We start from the raw sequence: 19,287 nt of genomic DNA, 5'->3' as shown, positions 1-19,287 counted from the left end.
CGCAGTCGCGAACTGAGATGACACCCGTGAGCGCGAGGAGTGAGCTTGCGAGCCCCGCAGTCGCGAACTGAGGCAGCGCAGTGACGCAGCCCGCCCTGTTCAGCAGCGCGACCCCGGCGCCCCGGGTCGCCGACGCCGGCCCCCGGTACACCCCGGTGGAGCTGGCGAAGCTGCTGCGGCTGCCCGCGCCGACCCGGGAACAGTCGGCGATCATCGCCGCCCCCGTCGAGCCGCTGCTGGTGGTCGCGGGCGCCGGGTCGGGCAAGACCGAGACGATGGCCGCCCGGGTGGTCTGGCTGGTCGCCAACTCGTACGTCCGGCCGGAGCAGGTGCTCGGGCTCACCTTCACCCGCAAGGCCGCCGGCGAGCTGGCGCACCGGGTGCGTACCCGGCTCGACCAGCTGGTGCGGCGGCTCGGGCGGCGGGGGCGCGACCCGCTCGACGATCCGCTGGCCGGGGAGCCGACCGTCTCCACCTACCACTCGTACGCCGGCCGGATCGTGACCGAGCACGGGCTGCGGGCCGGCTACGAGCCGTCCACCCGCCTGCTCACCGAGGCGTCCCGCTGGCAGCTGGTCGACCTGCTGGTGCGCAACTACGACGGCGACATGTCCGAGGTGGACCGGATGCCGAGCACGGTCACCGACGCGGTGCTGGCGCTCGCCGGGGAGCTGGACGAGCACCTGGTCGACCCGGACGCGCTGGCCGCGTGGACGGGCCGCTTCTTCGCCGAGGTGCAGGCGCGCCCCGGCCGGGTCTACGCCGACGTGCGAAAGGCGCTGCAACTCCAGCAGACCCGGCTGAAGCTGCTTCCGCTGGTGCGCGCGTACGCCCGGCGCAAGGAGGACTTCGAGGCGATGGACTTCGCCGACCAGCTCGCCCGGGCGGCCCGGGTGGCCCGGGACCACCCGGGGGTCGGCGAGATCGAGCGGGACCGCTACCGGGTGGTGCTGCTGGACGAGTACCAGGACACCAGCCACGCCCAGGTGGTGCTGCTCAACGCGCTCTTCGGCGGCGGGCACCCGGTGACGGCCGTCGGCGACCCGTGCCAGTCGATCTACGGCTGGCGCGGGGCGAGCGCCGGCACCCTGGACCGCTTCCCCACGGAGTTCGCCCGCGTCGGCGGCGCGCCGGCCGAGGTGCTCGGCCTCACCACGAGCTGGCGCAACCGGCCCGAGATCCTCGGCGTCGCCAACGCCCTGGCCACCCCGCTGCGGGCCGCCGGCGCCCGGGTGCCGGAGCTGCGGGCGGCGATGAGCGTCAAGGAGCCGGTCCCGCACCGCAGCGCCCGCGGTGCCGCCGGCGGCACCGTCCACTGCGCCCTGCTGCGGACGTACGCCGACGAGGCCGACTGGATCGCCGACAGCGTGCTGCACGCCTGGCGCGGCGCGGCGGGGATGCCCGGCGTGCTGCCCGAGCACATCCCGGTGCCGTTGCGGCCCACGACCGCCGTGCTCGTGCGGCTGCGCAGCCAGATTCCGGCGATCGAGTCGGCGCTGCGCGAGCGCGGCCTGCCGGTCGAGGTGGTGGGCCTGGGCGGCCTGCTGGACACCCCCGAGGTGCGCGACGTGGTGTGCACGCTGCGGGTGCTGGCCGACCCGACGGACGGGGCCGCGCTGCTGCGGCTGCTGACCGGCGCCCGCTGGCGGATCGGGCCCCGTGACCTGGTGGCCCTGCACCGCCGGGCGAAGTCCATCGCGGCGGCCCGGCGCAGGCTCGCCGACGACGGCACCCCGGAGATCAGCCCGGACCTGCTGGACGAGGCGACCCTGGTCGAGGCGCTGGCCGACCTGGGCCCGGCCCAGGCGTACTCGGCGGAGGGCTACGCGCGGCTGCGGGCGTACGCCCGGGAGTTGGGCCTGCTGCGCTACCGGCTGGACCAGTCGCTGCCGGAGCTGATCGCCGACATCGAGCGGACGATCGGCCTGGACGTGGAGGTGGCGGTGCGGGCCGGCCGGGACGGGGCCGGGGACGCCGGTCTGGCGCGGGGCCACCTGGACGCGCTCGGCGACGTCGCCGCCCGCTTCAGCGGGGAGACGCCGGGCGCCACCCTGTCGGGGTTCCTGGCCTACCTGACCGCCGCCGAGGACGAGGAGCGCGGCCTCACGCCGGGCGAGGTGGAGGTGGTCGAGGGCGCGGTGCAGATCCTCACCGCGCACGCCGCGAAGGGCCTGGAGTGGGACGTGGTCGCGGTGGCCGGGCTGAGCCGGGGCGTCTGGCCGGGGCCGGTGCGCAACTCCGACCACTGGCTCGGCGGGCTGGGCGTGCTGCCGTTCCCGCTGCGCGGCGACGCCGACGGGCTGCCCGAGCTGGGCCTGCCCGAGGCCGAGGACCAGCGGGGGGTGGCCCGGGCGCTGGAGGACTTCACCGACGCCTGGCGGGCGCACGACGAACGGGAGGAGCGCCGGCTGGCGTACGTGGCGGTGACCCGGCCCCGGCGGCTGCTGCTCTGCTCCGGCTACTGGTGGGGGGAGGGCACCAAACGGCCGCGCGGCCCGTCGGTGCTGCTGCGGGAGGTGCACGACGCCTGCCTGGACGCCCGCGCCGGGCACCTGGTCGACGAGTGGGCGCCGGAGCCGCCGGGCGACGCGGTCAACCCGACCACCGAGGTGGTGCTGCGCGCCGAGTGGCCGGCCGACCCGCTGGGCGCCCGCCGGCCGGCGCTGGCCGAGGCGGCAGCCCTGGTCCGCCGCTTCCTCGCCGACGGCGACACGGCCGGCCGCGCCGGGCGCCCACCGGCCGACGGCGCTGCGGGCGGCCGACCGCCGGGCGCTGCGGGCGGCCGGCCGCCGGGCGACACCGACGACACCGACGGCGAGGGTCCGGACGGGCCGGCCGACGACGCGGACGTGGCGCGGTGGCGGCGGGAGGCCGACCTGCTGCTCGCCGAGCGGGCCGAGCTGACAAGGCAGTCCGGCGCGGTGGAGGTGGCGCTGCCCGGCCAACTGTCGGTGACCCAGTTGGTGGCGCTGCGCCGGGATCCGGCGGCGCTGGCCCGCGCGCTGCGCCGCCCGGTGCCCACCGAACCCAATCCGTACGCCCGCCGGGGCACCGCCTTCCACACCTGGCTGGAGCAGCGGTTCGGCGCCGACCGGCTGCTCGACCTGGACGAGCTGCCGGGTGCGGCCGACGCGGACGCGGCGCCGGACGAGGCGTTGGCCGAGCTCCAGGAGCGCTTCCTGGCCAGCGAGTGGGCCGAGCGGGTGCCGGTCGAGGTGGAGGTGCCGTTCGCCACAGTGATCGCCGGAGTGGTGGTCCGGGGGCGGATGGACGCCGTCTTCGCCCGGCCGGGCGGGCGGTTCGACGTGGTCGACTGGAAGACCGGGCGGCAGCCCGCGGGCGCCGCCGCCGAGGTGGCCGCCGTGCAGCTCGCGGTCTACCGGCTGGCCTGGGCGGAGCTGGCCGGCGTGCCGGTGGAGCGGGTCGGCGCGGCGTTCCACTACGTGCGGGACGGGGTCACGGTCCGCCCGGCGGACCTGCTCGACGCGGACGGGCTGACCGCGCTGATCGTTTCCGTACCGGAAATTCCGGCAGACGGTGGTGCCGGGCCGAATCCGTGATAGGTTGGTCGCGTTGCAGTTATGGTTCCCAGAGACTCTGTGTGCGCCTGGAGGATTGTGGCCCAGGCGCTCTTTGTTGTGTCCGGAGTTCTCCGGGCGGGGCGACCAGAAGCGACAAGCGAGCCAGGCAGTTCCGCGTGGCGCGCTCCTCTTCGAGCCCGCAACAAGTGCGGGTTCGACGTTCCGTCAAGGAGACGAAACAAAAATGGCTATTGGCACCGTCAAGTGGTTCAACGCTGACAAGGGCTTCGGCTTCATCACCCCGGACGGCGGCGGCGCCGACGTCTTCGCCCACTTCTCGGCGATCCAGTCCTCCGGCTACCGGAGCCTGGACGAGAACCAGCGGGTCGAGTTCGAGGTGACCCAGGGCCAGAAGGGCCCGCAGGCGGAGAACATCCGCCCGCTCTGATCTTCGGATCTTCCAGTAACACCCACCGCGCCCTCCGGGCGCGGTGACGGGACCGGCCCGCCGCACCGTCGACCTGCGTGAGCAGGCGGCGAACGGCGGCGGGCCGGGCTCCGTACCCCTTTCGGTTCGTGCTTGTGAGTCACCCGCGGCCTGGTCCGCCGGTGACAGCGCCGCCTCCGGCGCCCTCCCTCGACACGTGCCGCGTCGAGGAAGGCTTCCGCATGACCACCGTCGTACCCTCGTTCGCCCTCACCGGGCTGGCCCCGGCGCTCCTCGCCGAGTTGACCGCCCAGGGCATCACCGAGCCGTTCCCGATCCAGTCGGCGACGCTGCCGGACTCGCTTGCCGGCCGGGACGTGCTCGGCCGGGGCCGCACCGGCTCCGGCAAGACGCTCGCCTTCGGGCTTCCCCTGCTGTCCCGCACCGCCGGCCGCCGGGCCCGCCCGGGCCGACCGCTGGCCCTGGTGCTGGTGCCGACCCGCGAGCTGGCCCAGCAGGTCACCACCGCGCTCGTCCCGTACGCCCGCGCCGTCGGCCTGCGCTGCGCCACCGTCGTCGGCGGGCTCTCGCTGCAACGCCAGGCGGACGCCCTGCGCGCCGGCGCCGAGCTGGTCGTGGCCACCCCCGGGCGGCTGCACGACCTGATCAACCGCGGCGACGCCCGACTGGACCAGGTCGGCATCACCGTGCTCGACGAGGCCGACCAGATGGCCGACATGGGCTTCCTGCCGCAGGTCACCAAGCTGCTGGAGCAGGTCGCCCCGAACGGGCAGCGGATGCTCTTCTCGGCCACCCTCGACGGCGGCGTGGACAAGCTGGTGCGCCGCTTCCTCAGCAACCCGGTCTCGCACTCCGTGGACCCGGGCACCGCCACGGTGACCGCGATGACCCACCACGTGCTGCACGTCGACGCGGTGGACAAGCCCACCGCGCTGACCTGGATCGCCGCCCGCGAGGGCCGCACCATCCTGTTCATGGGCACCAAGCACCGCGCCGACCGGCTCGCCCGGCAGTTGCTGTCCAAGGGGGTACGCGCGGCCGCGCTGCACGGCGGGAAGTCGCAGCCGCAGCGCACCCGGATCCTGGAGCAGTTCCGCACCGGGCAGGTGACGGCGCTGGTCGCCACCGACGTGGCGGCCCGGGGCATCCACGTCGACGGGCTCGACATGGTGGTCAACGTGGATCCGCCCACCGAGGCGAAGGACTACCTGCACCGTGGTGGGCGTACCGCCCGGGCGGGGGAGTCCGGCACGGTGGTCACCCTGGTCCTGCCGGAGCAGCGCCGGGACGTGTCCCGGCTGATGTCGACCGCCGGCATCCGTCCCGAGTCCGTCCAGGTGCGCCCCGGCGACGAGGCCCTGGCCCGGGTGACCGGTGCCCGGGAGCCGTCCGGCGTGCCGGTGACGATCGCACCGCCCCCGCCGCAGGCCGCCTCCCCGGGTTCCGCCGGCGGCCGGTCGGGTGGACGCGCCGGCGAGGGCGGCCGGGCTCCGCACCGCGCCTCGGGGCGGCCCCGCCGCTCGCGCCGCCCCCGCGCCCCGCACGCCTCCTGACCGACCCTTCACGTTCCGCTCCTCCCACCGGCTCCGGGCACCCGTGCCCGGAGCCGGTGTGGCTGAGTCTGGAATCAGCGGACGTTACGTCCGATCGGCGACTGTTTCCGCCGCCGGGGGTGGTGGAAGCTGAGGACGGGGGAAGATCCGGGCGGGACCGCCCGGCGTGGGAGGGGTGACCATGGTGGGCGACGCCGGCTCGGGCGCGGCGCGGGAACTGTTGCTGGTGCTCGCGGTGGCGCTGGCCGGGCTGCTGCTCGCCGTGGTCGCGGTGTTCACGCCGTGGCACGCCACCCCGGACGGGGCCGCACCGGCAGCTCCGGTCGAGCTTCGCAGCCCGACGGAGCGGCCGGTGACCGCCGTCGGCTGACCGTCACCGGGCCCGGCTGCCCGTCGGCCGGAGGAGCCGGTGCGTGGTCAGCGGGCGCGGGTCTCCCCGGCACCGGCCGGAGAGTGCTCCGCCCCCAGCAGGTCGGCGAGGGTGGTCCGGTCGACCACCAGGGCGATCGCGCCGTGCACGGCCAGCCAGACGTCCCGCAGGCCGGTCGCCACACCCGCGTAGCCGGCCCGCTCGGCCGGCAGCCCGCGGACGGTCGTCAGGGACCCGCCGATCGCGCGGAGCACGTCGCCGACGCTGATCTCCACCGCGGGGCGGGCCAGGGCGTATCCGCCCTCGGTGCCCCGGTGACTCACCAGCAGACCGGCCCGGCGCAGGTCGACCAGGATGCCCTGGAGAAAGCTCAGCGGGATTCCCTGGCTGTCGGCCAGCGTCCCCGCCTTGACCAGCCCGCCGCCACCGACCGGAGCCGCGGCGGCGACGGCGACGATGGCCCGGAGCGCGTAGTCACTGCGCGCGGAGACGTACACGTCACTGACCCGCCTGGTCCAGCACGCCCCACCGACGCCGGATCGCCTTGTCCGCCGCCCCGAACGCGGCGTCGACCACCAGGCCCAGCACCAGGATCACGATCATCGTGGAGATCAGCCATGGCGAGTCGGAGAGTTCCCGCGAGTAGGTCAACTGCGCGCCCAGCGAGGTCTGCGAGATGCCGACCACGATCAGCTCGCCGGCCATCAGGCTGCGCCAGGAGAACGCCCAGCCCTGCTTGAGACCGGCCACGATGGCCGGCAGCGCGGCGGGCGCGATGACGTACCGGTACAGGTTCAGTCCCCGGGCGCCGAGGTTGCGGCCGGCGCGCAGCAGCAGCGGCGGCACGTAGTCCACGCCGGCGATCACGCCGTTGGCGATGGACGGCGCGGCGCCGAGCACCACCACGAAGAAGATGGCCTTCTCGCTCAGCTCGAACAGCAGGATCGCCAGCGGGAACCAGGCGATCGACGGCATCGTCTGCAACGCGGTGATCATCGAGCCGATCGCGGCCCGCAGGATCCGCGACCGGGCCACCGCGAGGCCGAGCAGCAGGCCGACGGCGACCGAGAAGAGGTAGCCGAGGGCGGCCCGGCGCAGGGTGGTGACCAGCCCCTCCCAGAGCTGGACGCCGCTGACCTGCCGGAGCAGCTCCTGCCCCACGGCCACCGGGCCCGGCAACGAGTACTCGGGCTTCCAGCCGGTCCAGACCACGACCTGCCAGGCGCCGACGGCGAGGGCGAGGGCGGCCAGTTTCGGCCAGGTCGCCGCCCAGAGCCGGCTGGCCCGGGTGCGGCTGTTCTCCCGGCCGGCCAGCTCCAGGGCGTCCAGCCCGGAGATCTCCGCGTCGGTACGCGGGACGGCGGCGAGGGTGTCACCGGCCATGGCGGCCCACCTCCGTACGCAGGCGGCCGGTGACCTCGGCGGCGATCGCGGCGACCTCGGGGGAGTCGATGCGGCGCGGCCGGGGCACGTCGACCGGGGTGGACCAGATGATCCGGCCGGGCCGGCTGGAGAGCAGGATGATCCGGTCGGCGAGCCGGGCCGCCTCGCGGACGTTGTGCGTCACGAAGAGCACGGTGAGCCGCCGCTCGGTCCAGATCCGTTCCAGCTCGTCGTGCAGGATGTCCCGGGTCATCGCGTCCAGCGCGCCGAACGGCTCGTCCATCAGCAGCACCGGCGTGTCCAGGGCGAGGGTGCGGGCCAGCGCCACCCGCTGGCGCATGCCGCCGGACAGCTCGTGCGAGCGCTTGCGGCCGAAGTCGGCCAGGTGCACCGTGCCGAGCAGTTCGGCGACCCGCTCCCGCCGCGCGGCCCGGGGCAGCCCGCGCAGCTTCAGCGGCACCTCGACGTTGCCCTCGACGGTCAGCCAGGGAAAGAGGGCGGGCTCCTGGAACATCAGTCCCGGCTCGACGCCCTCGTCGAGGTCGATCCGCCCGCCGCTGGCCCGGTCGAGGCCGGCGACCAGGTTGAGCAGGGTGCTCTTGCCGCAGCCGGAGGCCCCGACCAGGCAGACGAACTCGCCGGGCGCGACGTCGAGGGAGACCCCGTCCAGGGCGACGACGGCGTTGGGCCCGCGCCCGTACACCTTGGTGACGCCGTGCAGCGCGACCGAGCCGGTCGCGCTGCGTGGCGTCGTCGTGGTCGACGTCATGGTTGGCCGACCTCGGGCTTGCCCTGGCCCTTGAGCACCTCGTTGAGGTGGGTGAGGTCGTAGAGCCCGTCGAGGCTGACCGGCTGGGTCAGCCCGACCGCGACGGCGTGGTCGAGCCCGGTCTTCAGCGACGAGGCGATCGGGTCGTTGGTGAACTCCAGCGTCGGCCAGGCCTGCTTGATCAGCTTGAGGTCGAGCGGCTTGCCGCTGATCTTCCCGATGTGGTCGGAGATGGCCTGGTGCGCCTCGTCCGGCTTGTCGTTGACGAACTCGTTCGCGGCCACCTGGCCCTCGACCAGCTTCTTCACCACGTCGGGGTGGGCCTTGAGGAACTTGGTGCTGACGATCAGGTTGGTGATGACGAACTTGCGGTCCGGCCAGAGGTCGCGCTCGTCGACGAGCACCTTGCCGCCGGCGTTGACCAGCCGGGAGACGAACGGCTCGGGCACCCAGGCGCCGTCGATGGCCCCGCTGTTGAACGTCTCCACCGTCTGGGCGTTCTCCTGCGGGATGATCTTTACGTCCCCACCGCCCTCCTTGGTCGTCGTGAGGCCCTTCTCCTTGAGCCAGTGGCGGATGGCCACGTCCTGGGTGTTGCCCAGCTGCGGGGTGGCGATCTTGCGGCCCCGGAGCTGCTCCACCGAGGTGATCTCGGGCTTGACGACGAGCGCGACGCCGCCGGAGGCCGCGCCGGAGATGACCCGGACGGCCTCGCCCTTCGACTTCGAGAAGGCGTTCACGGTCGGGTTCGGGCCGATGTACGTGGCGTCGAGCGCGCCGGAGAAGATCGCCTCGATGGCGGCGGGGCCGGCGTTGAAGGTCTTCGTCTCCAGCTTGACGTCGCCGCCGAGCTTCTCGGCGAAGATGCCCTTCTCCACGCCAACCACGGCCGGCGCGTGGGTGATGTTGGGGAAGTAGCCGAGCCGCAGCGTCGTCGGGCCGGAGCCGCCGCCCGCGCCCTCGCTGTCGTCGCCGCAGGCGGCGGTGGTGCCCAGGGTCGCCACGCCGACGACGGCGAGGGTGGCCAGGGAGACCCACCGACGCATGGGGAGCCGTCTCATCGTCCATCCAATCCGCAGTATTCCTACTTAGTTGGTAGGAAGACTGGGGCAGGCGGTGAACTGGCGTCAAGGGCCGACCACATGCCGGGATCGGCGTCCCAGGAAAAGCGGCAATCTCTACTGGTTGGATGGGCTTTGCGGCAGGTGTTCCCGGCTTCGACCCCGGCTGCCGGGGCGGCTGCGCGCGACGCCCCGGGCGCCGGTCGGGGCCGCTGGCGAGAGGTCGCAGGTGGCGGGGGTGCCGACACGCTAGGGTCGACCCCGTGGCGGCGCGGAGATCGAGAATTCCAGCGACGAAGTACCCGGTCGAGCGGTTCACCCTCGACAACGGCCTGCGGGTGGTCCTGACCCCCGACCGCAGCGCCCCGGTGATCGGGGTGGCGGTCGTCTACGACGTCGGCATCCGCTCCGAACCCGAGGGGCGCACCGGCTTCGCCCACCTCTTCGAGCACCTCATGTTCCAGGGCTCCGAGAACCTGGAGAAGCTGGCGCACTTCCGGCACGTGCAGGGGGCGGGCGGCACCTTCAACGGCTCCACCCACCTGGACTACACCGACTACTTCGAGACCCTGCCGAGCAACGCCCTGGAGCGGGCGCTGTTCCTGGAGGCCGACCGGATGCGCGGCCCCCGGCTGACCGAGGAGAACCTGCGCAACCAGGTCGACGTGGTCAAGGAGGAGATCCGGGTCAACGTGCTCAACCGCCCGTACGGCGGCTTCCCCTGGCTGACCCTGCCGCCTGTCATGTTCGACACCTTCCCGAACGCGCACGACGGCTACGGCTCCTTCGTCGACCTGGAGTCGGCGACCGTCTCCGACGCCGCCGACTTCTTCCGCCGCTACTACGCGAGCGGCAACGCGGTGCTGGCGGTCAGCGGCGACATCGACGTCGCCGAGGCGACCACGCTGATCGAGCGGCACTTCGGCGACGTGCCGGCGCGTCCCGCCCCGGAACGGCCCGACTTCACCGAGCCCGACCTGACCGGGGAGCGGCGCACCTCGTACACCGACGAGCTGGCCCCGCTGCCGGCGGTGGCCGGCGCCTGGCGGGTGCCCGACCCGATCACCGACTTCGCCGCCTACCTGCCGTACGTCGTGCTGGCCGAGGTGCTCACCGACGGCGACGCGTCCCGGCTGGTCGAGCGGCTGGTCCAGCGGGACCGGGCGGTGACCAGCCTCGGCGGCTACGTCGGCTTCATGGGCGACCCGTTCGACGTGCGGGACCCGACGGCGCTGCTGCTCCAGGCGCACCTGCCGCCCGGCGGGGACGTGGACAAGGTGCTGCGCACCATCGACGAGGAACTGGACCGGCTGGCCACCGACGGCGTGGCCGAGGGGGAACTGGCCCGCACCCAGGCCCGGATGGCGACCCACCTGCTGCGCGACACCGACGCGGTGCTCGGCCGGGCGTTGCAGATGGCCGTGCTGGAGCAGCAGCGCGGCGAGCCGGGGCTGCTCAACGACCTGCCCCGGCTCGTCGGCGAGGTCACCGACGAGCAGGTCCGCGCCGCCGCGGCCACCCTGCGGCCAGAGCGCCGCGCGTCCATCGAGGTCATCCCCGGAGGTGGCAGGTGAGCGCGAGGAGTGAGCCGGGTTTGCGAGCCCCGCAGTCGCGAACGAAGGAAGACCGGTGAGCGCGAGGAGTGAGCCGGGCTTGCGAGCCCCGCAGTCGCGAACGAAGGAGAGCCAGTGACGGCAACCGCACCGGCCGCGCCCCGGGCGCTGCCGCCGCTCGGCCCCAACCGCAGGCTCAAGCTGCCGAAGCAGGCCGAGCGCACGCTGGGCAACGGGCTGACCGTGATCGCCGTACGCCGGCCGGCGGTGCCGCTGGTGGAGGTGCGGCTGTGGATGCCGTTCGGCCGCGCCCACCTCGCCCGTGGCGCCATGCTCGCGCAGACCCTGCTCTCCGGCACGCGGACCATGTCCAGCGTCCAGATCGCGGCCGAGTTGCAGAAGGTCGGCGGCGGGCTCTCCGCCGGGATCGACCCGGACCGCCTGATGCTCTCCGGCGCCGGGCTGGTCACCGGGCTGGACCGGATGCTGGAGATCCTCGCCGAGGTGCTGACCGACGCGAGCTACCCGAACGACGACGTCGCCACGGAGCGGGACCGGCTGGTGGACCGGATCCACGTGGCGCGCAGCCAGCCGGCGCACCTGGCCCGCACCGCCCTGCTCCGGCGGGTCTACGGCACCCACCCGTACGCGGTGCAGACCCCCGAACCGGAGGCGGTCCGGGCGGTCCGGCCGGGCGTGCTGCGGACCCTGCACGCCCAGCGCGTGCACCCCGCCGACGCCGTGCTGGTGCTGGTCGGCGACGTGCAGCCGGACCGGGCGCTGGACGCCGCCGAGAAGGCGCTGTCGGGGTGGAACGGCGCCGGGCACACGGCCGAACTGCCGCCCGCCCCGCCGCTGGAGCCCGGGCCGCTGCTGCTGGTCGACCGGCCGGGATCGGTGCAGTCCTCGCTGCGGATGGCGCTGCCGGCGGTGCCCCGCACCCATCCCGACCACGCCGCGCTGCAACTTGCCAACCTGATCTTCGGCGGCTACTTCTCCTCCCGCTGGGTGGAGAACATCCGCGAGGACAAGGGCTACACGTACGGGCCGCACTCGCTCGTCGAGCACTCGGTGGCCGGATCGGTGCTGGTCGCCGCCGCCGAGGTGGCCACCGAGGTCACCGGGCCGGCGCTGCTGGAGACGACGTACGAACTCGGCCGGCTGGCCACCCTGCCGCCCCGCGAGGAGGAGCTGGAGCAGGCCCGCCAGTACGCCCTCGGCACCCTCCAGCTCGGCATGTCCACCCAGGCCGGGCTCGCCTCGCTGACCAGCGCGTACGCCGGCAGCGGGCTGCGCCTGGAGTTCCTGGCCGAGCACGCCGCCCGGCTGGCGCAGGCGACCGTGACCGACGTGGCCGAGGCGGCGGCCCGCTACCTCGCCCCAGCGCGGGCGGTCACCGTGGTGCTGGGCGACGCCGAACGGATCGGGCCGCAGTTGGCGGCGCTGGCCCCGGTCACCACCGAGCCGGCACGGCCGTGAGCGGGGAGCCCGCGCCGCCGCTGGCCCGTTCCACCCTGGACCGGGCGGCCCACCGGCGCACCGACCCCGGGTGGCTGGCACAGGCGTGGGGTCAGGCCCGGGTGCTGGTGCTCGACTCCGCCGACGGCGGCCGGGCGCTGGTGCGTACGGACACGTCGCCGCCGGCGCTGGTGCTGGTCGATCCGGCCGGGCTGCCCCGGCCGACGTCGCCGATGTTCCTCGGTGTCGAGCCGGACGGGGTGCCGGTCTTCGCCGTGGACGCCCCTCTGCCGGCGGTGTCGGGGGCCCGGGCGGCGCACCTGCGTGAGGTCGGGCACCTGCTCGGCGACCGCGACGCCGGGCTGTTCACCACCGCGCTGGCGCTGGTCAACTGGCACCTGCGGCACCGCTACTCGTCGGCCACCGGGCACCCGACCGAGGTGGACGAGGCCGGCTGGTCCCGGGTGGACCCGGCCGGGGAGCGGATCTGGCCGCGTACCGATCCCGCGATGATCGTGCTGGTGCACGACGGCGTCCCGGGCCAGGACGGGCGGTGCCTGCTCGGCAACAACGCCACCTGGCCGCACACCGCCGGCGAGCGCCGGTTCTCCTGCCTCGCGGGCTACGTCGAGCCGGGGGAGTCGGCCGAGGCCGCGGTGCTGCGCGAGGTCCGCGAGGAGGTCGGCGTCCCGGTCGACGACATCGCGTACGCGGGCAGCCAGGCGTGGCCGTTTCCCGGCTCGCTGATGCTCGGCTTCCTCGCCACCGCGGATCCGGAGCACCCGGTGCAGGTGGATCCGACGGAGATCGCGTACGCCCGGTGGTTCTCCCGCCGGGAGATCGGCGCGGCGCTGGCGGGACGGCCGGTGGAGGTCGGTGGGGCCCGGCTGGTGCTGCCGCCGCCGTCGTCGATCGCGCTCTTCCTGATCCACCGCTGGCTCGACGGGCACTGCTGAGCCGGTCCCGCCGCGCGCGGGGGTGCCGGTGGGCGGGAGGCCGTGCGCTCCCGGCCCGTGGCCGCCGTTGCCGCGACGGTCACGGGCCGGGATCACGGCCCGTCGTGGTCGGCTGGGGCAAGGAGCACGGCGGGGGAGCCGGTCCGACCACGACGGACGTCTGGGTGCGGGTCAGCTGCCGCGGTCGTCGGGTGCGGCCCGCAGTCCGCGGCCCGGCTCGTCGAGCGGGAGCACCTTGACCCGTTGCTTCCCGGAGCGGACCGCGCCGACCGTGGCGAGGGCCCGGGCCAGCAGCAGCGCGGCGTCGCGTTCCTCGGCGTGCACGATCTGGCGGCGCGGCTCGGGCGTGGTGGTCTCGTCCCGCAGTCGGCCACCGCACGCCAGTGCGGCGGCGATGTCGATGTCGGCGGCAGCGCGGATGTCGGTGCGAACGATCAGGAACCGCATGCGGGTCTCCGGATGAATCGCGAGGGTGGGGAACGGGTGGAAGTTCCACGTCACTCTGCCGCCATGTTACGCCGCGCGGTCGTCTCATCAAGTGAAACGCGACGATTGGTCCGGAGGCTCGTCCGATCAGCGGATGCCTGGTCGGCGGGGTGGAACGGCGCAGACGCGACGGGGCCGCCGGCAGGCTGCCGGCGGCCCCGCGACGATCGACGGATCAGTTCAGATCGAACTGTCCGTTCTTCGCGCCGGTGATGAAGCCCAGCCAGCCCGCCCGGTTGAACAGCAGCACCGGACCGCCCTGGTCCTTGCTGTCCCGCAGGGCCACGGCGGCCGGCCCGGTCCTCAGTGGTGCGACCTCGACGCAGTTCGAGGTCTGGCTGCGCGTGCTCTTACGCCACGGGGCGTGCTCGAGCTGGGCGGGTACGGACGGCGTGTTGCGGATCTCGTTCATCGTGCCACTCCTGAGGTGAACTGCTCCGATGGAACGAGTGGCGCCGCACGACCCGACGGTGGGCCCCCGTGATCACCGCTCCGTCAGGCGCCCGGAGTACCGGCGGCGTTGGGTCGGCGCCGTTGCCGGCCCGTACGCCACCGTGGACGCGGTCGCCGTGCCGGGCAGCCGCCCCGTCGCCTCGATCAGCCAGGAGAGGGTGTCCGGTTTGGAGAGCGCCGCTGTGCATAGCCACTCGAACACCACTTTATAGCGATTTAGGGCGTTTACCTCGGTGGACATGACGTCGGTGAACCCCCCTTCGATCGCCAGCGTCTCCGGATCGAGCGGATCGGCGAACCGGTAGACCGAGAACGCGGTCGGCGGGAGGTACCAGTCGCCGATCTGGGTGTCGCGCGGCAGCACGTGCAGCGTGACGTTCGGCAGCATCGCCAGTTCGCAGAGCTGCACGAGCTGCGCGCGCAGCACCTCCGGCGGCGCCGTCCGGCCGCCGAGCGCCGCCTCCTCCAGCACCGCCGTGTAGCGGGGCGCGTCGGTCGAGCGGGTGAGCAGCGACTGGCGGGCCAGCCGGGCCCGCACCTCGGTGTCGATGTCCTCACCGGCCTCGGGGTCGCCGGCCTCCTCGTCGACCCGCCGGGCCGAGGCGATCCGTACCGACGCGTAGTCCGGCGTCTGGAGCAGGCCCGGCACCAGGACCGGGTTGTATTCCGAGATCTCCGCGCAGCCCGCCTCCAGCTCGGCGAAGCTGCGCTGCTGCTGGGTCATCACCGGGTAGTTCCGCAGCCAGCCGCGGATGTCGCCGGCCTCCTGGGTGATGCCGAGGAGCTCCCCGCGTAGCGCCCCGTCGACGCCGTAGAGGTCCAGCAGTACGTGGACGTCCTCCGGGTCCGGGCGGCTGCGGCCGTTCTCCAGCCGGGACAACTTGGACGCGGACGCCCAGCCGATCCGCTCGATGACCTGGTCTCCCGTGAGACCCGCGGCCTCGCGCAGCCGGCGCAGCTCGGTGCCCAACCTGCGGCGGCGCAGGATCGGGCTGGGTGAGGCAGGAGGCACGACGTCCTCTTTTCCCGTGGACCGCCGCAGACGCGACGGTAACTGTATGAAATTCGCCCCCCACGGTCAGTATGGACGGCGCGCCTCCCGCCGGAGGTCCCGGCGGGGGCGTGTCTCGAAGAAAAGAGGACCGTGGAAGGGCGCGGCGTGCGGTACGACGCCGTCGGCCCGACCGCGCCACCCCAGACCGCGCCACCCCAGACCGCGCCACGCCGCGCACCACCCCCGCCGGAGGGACCCCATGCGCACCGTCCTGCGCCGCCCGGATTTCCGCCTGCTCTTCGGCGGCCTGCTCGCCAGCATGGCCGCCGAGTCGATCCTGCTGCTGGCCCTCGCCATCTGGGTGAAGGACCTGACCGGGTCGGACGGGCTGGCCGGCGCCACCATCTTCGCGGTCATCGCCCCGATGACCCTGGCCCCGCTGGTGGGGTGGATCGTCGACCGCTACCCCCGGCGCCCGTTCTTCGTGGCGGCGAACCTGGTGACGGCCGTGCTGCTCACCCCGCTCCTCGTGGTGCAGGACCGGGCCGACGTGTGGATCATCTACGTGGTGGCGGCCCTGTACGGGCTGTCGTACATCACCCTCAGCGCGGTGCTCAGCGGCCTGATCCGCCAGCTCGTGCCGGTGGAGCTGCTGGCCGAGGCGAACGGCGTGCTCCAGACCGTGCGCCAGGGGCTGCGGCTGATCGGCCCGCTGGCCGGCGCCGGGCTCTACGCCGCCGTCGGCGGCTGGATGCTGGCCGTGATCGGGATGGTCGGCTTCCTGTCGGCGGCCGTCGTGGTGGGCCTGATCCGCACGACGGAGACGCCGCCCACCGGGCCCGGGCTGCGCTGGCGGGCCGAGGTGAGCGCCGGGCTGCGGCACCTGGCCGGGGAGCCGGCGCTGCGCCGGGCGCTGCTCGGCTACGGGCTGGGGTCGCTGGCGATGGGCTTCAGCGAGTCGTTGATCTTCGCGTACGTCGACCAGGGGCTGCGCCGGGACGCCGCGTTCGTCGGCGTGCTGGTCACCGTGCAGGGCATCGGCGGACTGGTCGGCGGCCTGCTCTCCCCGGCCGTGGTGCGCCGCGCCGGCGAGGTGGGCACCCTCGCCGCCGGGGTCGCGTTCTTCGGGCCGGCCTCGCTGGCGCTGGTGTACCCGAACCTCTGGCTGGGCTTCGTCGCGGTGCTGCTGGCCGGGGTGTCGCTGCCGCTGACCATGGTCGGGCTGCACACGCTGATCCAGCGGCGCACCCCGCAGGGGCTGCTCGGCCGGGTCGCCGCGGCCTCGGAGGCCGTGGTCAGCGGCCCGCAGGCGCTCTCGATCGGCGCGGGGGCGCTGCTCGTCGGGGTGCTGGACTACCGCGTCCTGTTCGCCCTGATCGGGGTGGCCACCCTGCTCGCCGGCGGCTTCCTCTGGCACGGCCGCACGCTCAGCCCACCGCCGCCCGTCCGGATCCCCGCCCAACGCCGGCCCGCCGGGGTGCCCGCCGCCGTCGACCCGGTCGACGCGGCGAACCAGGAGGTGGTCGGCACGATCCCACCCGGCCCGGCGCGCTGAGGGCCGAGCCGCCGGCAGCACTCTCTGGCGTGCCCGCGCCGGTCGGCGCGTCGGGTGGCCCTGCCGCAACGCCGTCGCGAAGAACGCGACGAGCGGCCGGCCCGGATGGGTGGGTGGCCGCTCGTCGGCAATGGTGTGTCGGGTCAGGCGTCGATCGTGGCCAGGTGCTGCTTGACCTGGGTGATCGAGGGGTTGGTCAGGGCGCTGCCGTCGGCGAAACGCAGCGTCGGGACGGTCTGGTTGCCGCCGTTGACGCTCATCACGAACTCCGCGGCCTTCGTGTCCTGCTCGATGTCGACCACCTCGTAGCCGATGCCCTCCCGGTCGAGCTGCGACTTCAGCCGGTGGCAGTAGCCGCACCAGGGGGTCGAATACATCGTCAGCATGGTCAGATCCTCCAACGGTCCGCGTGGCGGCTTGCCGATCAAGCCCAGGCTAACCGCTGCAACGTCCGGCGGAGCTGAGACAATTCCTCGCTGTGGTGGTTCACTCAGCATCCGAACGCGTGCTCGCCGGGCTCGACCCGGAGCAGCGGTCGGCGGTGACCGCCCCCGCCGGACCGGTCTGCATCCTGGCCGGCGCCGGCACCGGCAAGACCCGCGCGGTCACCTCCCGGATCGCCCACCGGGCGCTCTCCGGGGAGATCTCCGCCCGGCACGTGCTCGCGGTGACCTTCACGGCCCGCGCCGCCGCCGAGATGCGCGCCCGGCTCACCGCGCTCGGGGTGGGCGGCGTCCAGGCGCGCACCTTCCACGCGGCGGCCCTGCGCCAGGTGCGCTACTTCGCACCCCGGCTGCTCCAGGGGCGGGCCATGCCCGAGCTGCTGGACAGCAAGGTCCGGCTGGTCACCCTCGCCGCGGCCAAGGCCGGCCTGCGTACCGACCGGGCGGCCGCCCGGGACCTCGCCGGCGAGATCGAGTGGGCGAAGTCGTCGCTGGTGGAACCGGGGGAGTACGTCGTCGCGGCGGCGAAGGCGATGCGGGACACCCCGCACGAGCCGGGCCGCGTCGCCGAGGTCTTCGCGGCGTACGAGCGGCTCAAGCGGTCCAACGGGGTGATCGACTTCGAGGACATGCTGCGCGCCGCGGTCTGGGGCATCGAGGAGCACCGGGACGTCGCCGAGCAGGTCCGCGCCCAGTACCGGCACTTCGTCGTCGACGAGTACCAGGACGTCAACCCCCTCCAGCAGCGGCTGCTCCAGGCGTGGCTGGGCGGGCGGGACGACCTGACCGTGGTCGGCGACGCCAGCCAGACGATCTACTCGTTCACCGGCGCCACCTCGTCGTACCTGGTCGACTTCCCGCGCCGGTACCGGGGCGCGACGGTGGTCCGGCTGGTCCGCGACTACCGTTCCACCCCGCAGGTCGTCGGGCTGGCCAACGCGGTGATCTCCCAGGCGCGGGGCGCCGAGGCCCGGCTGCGCCTGGAACTGGTCGGCCAGCGCCCGCCCGGCCCCGAACCGGAGCTGCGGATCTTCACCGACGAGCCGGCCGAGGCCAACGCGGTGGCCGCGCGCTGCCGCGCCCTGGTCGACGCCGGCACCCCGGCGAAGGAGATCGCCGTGCTGTTCCGGACCAACGCGCAGTCCGAGGCGTACGAGAAGGCGCTGACCGAGGCGCAGGTGCCGTACGTGGTGCAGGGGGCGGAGCGGTTCTTCGAGCGGGCCGAGGTCCGGCAGGCGATGGTCGCCCTGCGGGCCGCCACGCGGTCGATCCCCGGGGAGACCCCACTGCCCGCCGCCGTGGTGGAGGCGCTCACCGCGGTCGGCTGGGCCCCCGACGCCGCCCCGGCCGGCGGCGCCGCCCGCGAGCGGTGGGAGGCGCTCGCCGCGCTGGTGCAACTCGCCGAGGAGTACGCCGCCACGCCGCAGGTGCTGCCGATCGGGCCCGCCGCCTCGGTCGAGCGCCCGGTCACCCTGGCCGACTTCAACGACGAACTGGCCCGCCGGGCCGCCGCACAGCACGTGCCGACGGTCGACGGGGTGACCCTGGCCTCGCTGCACTCCGCAAAGGGCCTGGAGTGGGACGCGGTCTTCCTGGTCGGCCTCTCCGAGGGCACCCTGCCCACCACGTACGCCAAGACCGTCGAACAGGTTGAGGAGGAGCGCCGGCTGCTCTACGTCGGCGTCACCCGGGCCAGGGAGTGGCTCTGGCTGTCGTACGCCTCGGCGCGATCCCCGGGCGGGCGGGCCCGGCGGCCCTCGCGGTTCCTGCCGCAGCTCGACCGCTCCGGCGGTGCGGAGCGGGCCGGGGCCACGCCGGCGGCGCGCCGGCCGGAGCGCCGCCGGACCCAGATCGTCTCCTGCCGGATCTGCGGCGCCACCCTGCTCGCCGGGCCGGACCGCAAGCTCGGTCGCTGCCCCACCTGCCCCTCGGACATCGACGAGGAGCTGCACGAACGCCTGCGCGAGTGGCGCCAGCGGGTGGCCGGCGGGCAGCGGGTACCGGCCTATGTGGTCTTCACCGACGCCACCCTGGTCGCGCTCGCGGAGCGGCGCCCCGGCCGGGCGGAGGAGCTGATCGCGATCGCCGGCATCGGGCCCCGGAAACTCGGCCTCTACGGGGAGGCGGTGCTGGCGCTGGTGGCGGGCGCGGCGGTCGACGACGTCTGCCCGGAGGAAACTTTCGAAATCTCGCCGTAAATTCGTTTGCCCTCGCCCCGTGGCGAGGAATAGCCTCATGACACACCTCGCGAGCGGCGCCATTCGGGCTGCTCACGAGGGGTAGA

At 74.2% G+C, this 19,287-nt stretch carries 17 protein-coding genes; 9 read left to right on the top strand and 8 right to left on the bottom strand.

All coding sequences use genetic code 11. The annotated features are described in order from the left end of the window. Window positions 1-80 precede the first annotated feature (80 nt). The 4 genes from DER29_RS22910 to DER29_RS22895 all read left to right on the top strand — a co-directional run bounded on the left by DER29_RS22910 (window position 81) and on the right by DER29_RS22895 (window position 5,892). Window positions 81-3,560 (top strand): ATP-dependent DNA helicase, encoded by a 3,480-nt coding sequence (locus tag DER29_RS22910; protein ID WP_121399728.1) that lies wholly within the window; start codon window positions 81-83, stop codon window positions 3,558-3,560. Between the two features lie 205 nt (window positions 3,561-3,765). Next, a complete protein-coding gene (locus DER29_RS22905; protein ID WP_007464836.1) occupies window positions 3,766-3,969 on the top strand; it encodes a cold-shock protein in 204 nt (67 codons plus the stop codon). 221 nt (window positions 3,970-4,190) lie between these two features. Beyond that, the gene (locus tag DER29_RS22900) at window positions 4,191-5,522 is read left to right on the top strand and encodes a DEAD/DEAH box helicase (RefSeq protein ID WP_121399727.1); all 1,332 of its coding nucleotides are present in this window, start codon (window positions 4,191-4,193) and stop codon (window positions 5,520-5,522) included. A gap of 181 nt (window positions 5,523-5,703) precedes the next feature. Next, window positions 5,704-5,892: a hypothetical protein gene (locus DER29_RS22895; RefSeq protein WP_121400135.1), complete on the top strand. Its 189-nt coding sequence runs from the start codon at window positions 5,704-5,706 to the stop codon at window positions 5,890-5,892. 47 nt (window positions 5,893-5,939) lie between these two features. Here DER29_RS22895 and DER29_RS22890 read toward each other — a convergent pair whose 3' ends face one another. The 4 genes from DER29_RS22890 to DER29_RS22875 are packed head-to-tail and all read right to left on the bottom strand — an operon-like array spanning window position 5,940 to window position 9,105. After that, window positions 5,940-6,389, bottom strand: coding sequence for an Rrf2 family transcriptional regulator (locus tag DER29_RS22890; RefSeq protein WP_121399726.1), 450 nt, complete (start codon window positions 6,387-6,389; stop codon window positions 5,940-5,942). 1 nt (window position 6,390) lies between these two features. Continuing rightward, entirely contained in the window at window positions 6,391-7,275 is an 885-nt protein-coding gene (locus DER29_RS22885; protein WP_121399725.1) for an ABC transporter permease, read from the bottom strand. Next, window positions 7,265-8,044, bottom strand: a complete 780-nt coding sequence (locus DER29_RS22880; protein WP_121399724.1) for an ABC transporter ATP-binding protein — start codon at window positions 8,042-8,044, stop codon at window positions 7,265-7,267. Before DER29_RS22880 ends, DER29_RS22885 begins: the two co-directional genes overlap by 11 nt. Continuing rightward, a complete protein-coding gene (locus DER29_RS22875; RefSeq protein ID WP_121399723.1) occupies window positions 8,041-9,105 on the bottom strand; it encodes an ABC transporter substrate-binding protein in 1,065 nt (354 codons plus the stop codon). The genes DER29_RS22880 and DER29_RS22875 overlap by 4 nt, the downstream gene beginning before the upstream one ends. A gap of 263 nt (window positions 9,106-9,368) precedes the next feature. On the opposite strand from DER29_RS22875, the gene DER29_RS22870 reads away from it, so the two are divergent. The 3 genes from DER29_RS22870 (at window position 9,369) to nudC (ending at window position 13,072) form a co-directional block, all read left to right on the top strand. Further along, window positions 9,369-10,679 carry a pitrilysin family protein gene (locus DER29_RS22870; RefSeq protein ID WP_121399722.1) on the top strand — a complete coding sequence of 437 codons (1,311 nt, stop codon included), beginning with the start codon at window positions 9,369-9,371 and terminating at the stop codon, window positions 10,677-10,679. Window positions 10,680-10,793: 114 nt separating this feature from the next. Then, on the top strand, window positions 10,794-12,137 hold the full coding sequence (locus tag DER29_RS22865; protein WP_121399721.1) for a pitrilysin family protein: 1,344 nt from the start codon (window positions 10,794-10,796) through the stop codon (window positions 12,135-12,137). Next, window positions 12,134-13,072, top strand: coding sequence for an NAD(+) diphosphatase (gene nudC / locus DER29_RS22860; protein WP_121399720.1), 939 nt, complete (start codon window positions 12,134-12,136; stop codon window positions 13,070-13,072). Before DER29_RS22865 ends, nudC begins: the two co-directional genes overlap by 4 nt. Window positions 13,073-13,243: 171 nt before the next feature. Here nudC and DER29_RS22855 read toward each other — a convergent pair whose 3' ends face one another. From DER29_RS22855 to DER29_RS22845, 3 genes are all read right to left on the bottom strand, one after another. Then, the gene (locus tag DER29_RS22855; RefSeq protein WP_121400134.1) at window positions 13,244-13,519 is read right to left on the bottom strand and encodes a hypothetical protein; all 276 of its coding nucleotides are present in this window, start codon (window positions 13,517-13,519) and stop codon (window positions 13,244-13,246) included. 214 nt (window positions 13,520-13,733) lie between these two features. Continuing rightward, window positions 13,734-13,970, bottom strand: coding sequence for a DUF397 domain-containing protein (locus DER29_RS22850; protein ID WP_121399719.1), 237 nt, complete (start codon window positions 13,968-13,970; stop codon window positions 13,734-13,736). A 72-nt stretch (window positions 13,971-14,042) separates the two neighbouring features. Further along, window positions 14,043-15,023, bottom strand: a complete 981-nt coding sequence (locus DER29_RS22845; RefSeq protein ID WP_121399718.1) for a helix-turn-helix transcriptional regulator — start codon at window positions 15,021-15,023, stop codon at window positions 14,043-14,045. A 241-nt stretch (window positions 15,024-15,264) separates the two neighbouring features. Here DER29_RS22845 and DER29_RS22840 point away from each other — a divergent pair, with 241 nt between their 5' ends. Then, window positions 15,265-16,560 carry an MFS transporter gene (locus DER29_RS22840; protein WP_121399717.1) on the top strand — a complete coding sequence of 432 codons (1,296 nt, stop codon included), beginning with the start codon at window positions 15,265-15,267 and terminating at the stop codon, window positions 16,558-16,560. Between the two features lie 143 nt (window positions 16,561-16,703). On the opposite strand, the gene DER29_RS22835 is transcribed toward DER29_RS22840, so the two are convergent. Continuing rightward, window positions 16,704-16,946: a mycoredoxin gene (locus DER29_RS22835; RefSeq protein WP_121399716.1), complete on the bottom strand. Its 243-nt coding sequence runs from the start codon at window positions 16,944-16,946 to the stop codon at window positions 16,704-16,706. 92 nt (window positions 16,947-17,038) lie between these two features. On the opposite strand from DER29_RS22835, the gene DER29_RS22830 reads away from it, so the two are divergent. Continuing rightward, on the top strand, window positions 17,039-19,201 hold the full coding sequence (locus tag DER29_RS22830) for an ATP-dependent DNA helicase UvrD2 (RefSeq protein ID WP_121399715.1): 2,163 nt from the start codon (window positions 17,039-17,041) through the stop codon (window positions 19,199-19,201). Window positions 19,202-19,287: the final 86 nt, after the last annotated feature.

The organism is Micromonospora sp. M71_S20 (assembly GCF_003664255.1).
Taxonomy (GTDB): Bacteria; Actinomycetota; Actinomycetes; order Mycobacteriales; family Micromonosporaceae; genus Micromonospora.
The sequence above is the reverse complement of the archived record's forward strand: the minus strand, read 5'-3'. Positions and strand labels throughout refer to the sequence as shown.

Bases quoted from the DNA above. Each gene is read 5' to 3' on its own strand.
- DER29_RS22905 (WP_007464836.1), top strand. From the start codon at position 3,766: ATGGCTATTGGCACCGTCAAGTGGTTCAACGCTGACAAGGGCTTCGGC.
- DER29_RS22900 (WP_121399727.1), top strand. From the start codon at position 4,191: ATGACCACCGTCGTACCCTCGTTCGCCCTCACCGGGCTGGCCCCGGCG.
- DER29_RS22895 (WP_121400135.1), top strand. From the start codon at position 5,704: ATGGTGGGCGACGCCGGCTCGGGCGCGGCGCGGGAACTGTTGCTGGTG.
- DER29_RS22885 (WP_121399725.1), bottom strand. From the start codon at position 7,275: ATGGCCGGTGACACCCTCGCCGCCGTCCCGCGTACCGACGCGGAGATC.
- DER29_RS22880 (WP_121399724.1), bottom strand. From the start codon at position 8,044: ATGACGTCGACCACGACGACGCCACGCAGCGCGACCGGCTCGGTCGCG.
- DER29_RS22875 (WP_121399723.1), bottom strand. From the start codon at position 9,105: ATGAGACGGCTCCCCATGCGTCGGTGGGTCTCCCTGGCCACCCTCGCC.
- DER29_RS22855 (WP_121400134.1), bottom strand. From the start codon at position 13,519: ATGCGGTTCCTGATCGTTCGCACCGACATCCGCGCTGCCGCCGACATC.
- DER29_RS22850 (WP_121399719.1), bottom strand. From the start codon at position 13,970: ATGAACGAGATCCGCAACACGCCGTCCGTACCCGCCCAGCTCGAGCAC.
- DER29_RS22840 (WP_121399717.1), top strand. From the start codon at position 15,265: ATGCGCACCGTCCTGCGCCGCCCGGATTTCCGCCTGCTCTTCGGCGGC.
- DER29_RS22835 (WP_121399716.1), bottom strand. From the start codon at position 16,946: ATGCTGACGATGTATTCGACCCCCTGGTGCGGCTACTGCCACCGGCTG.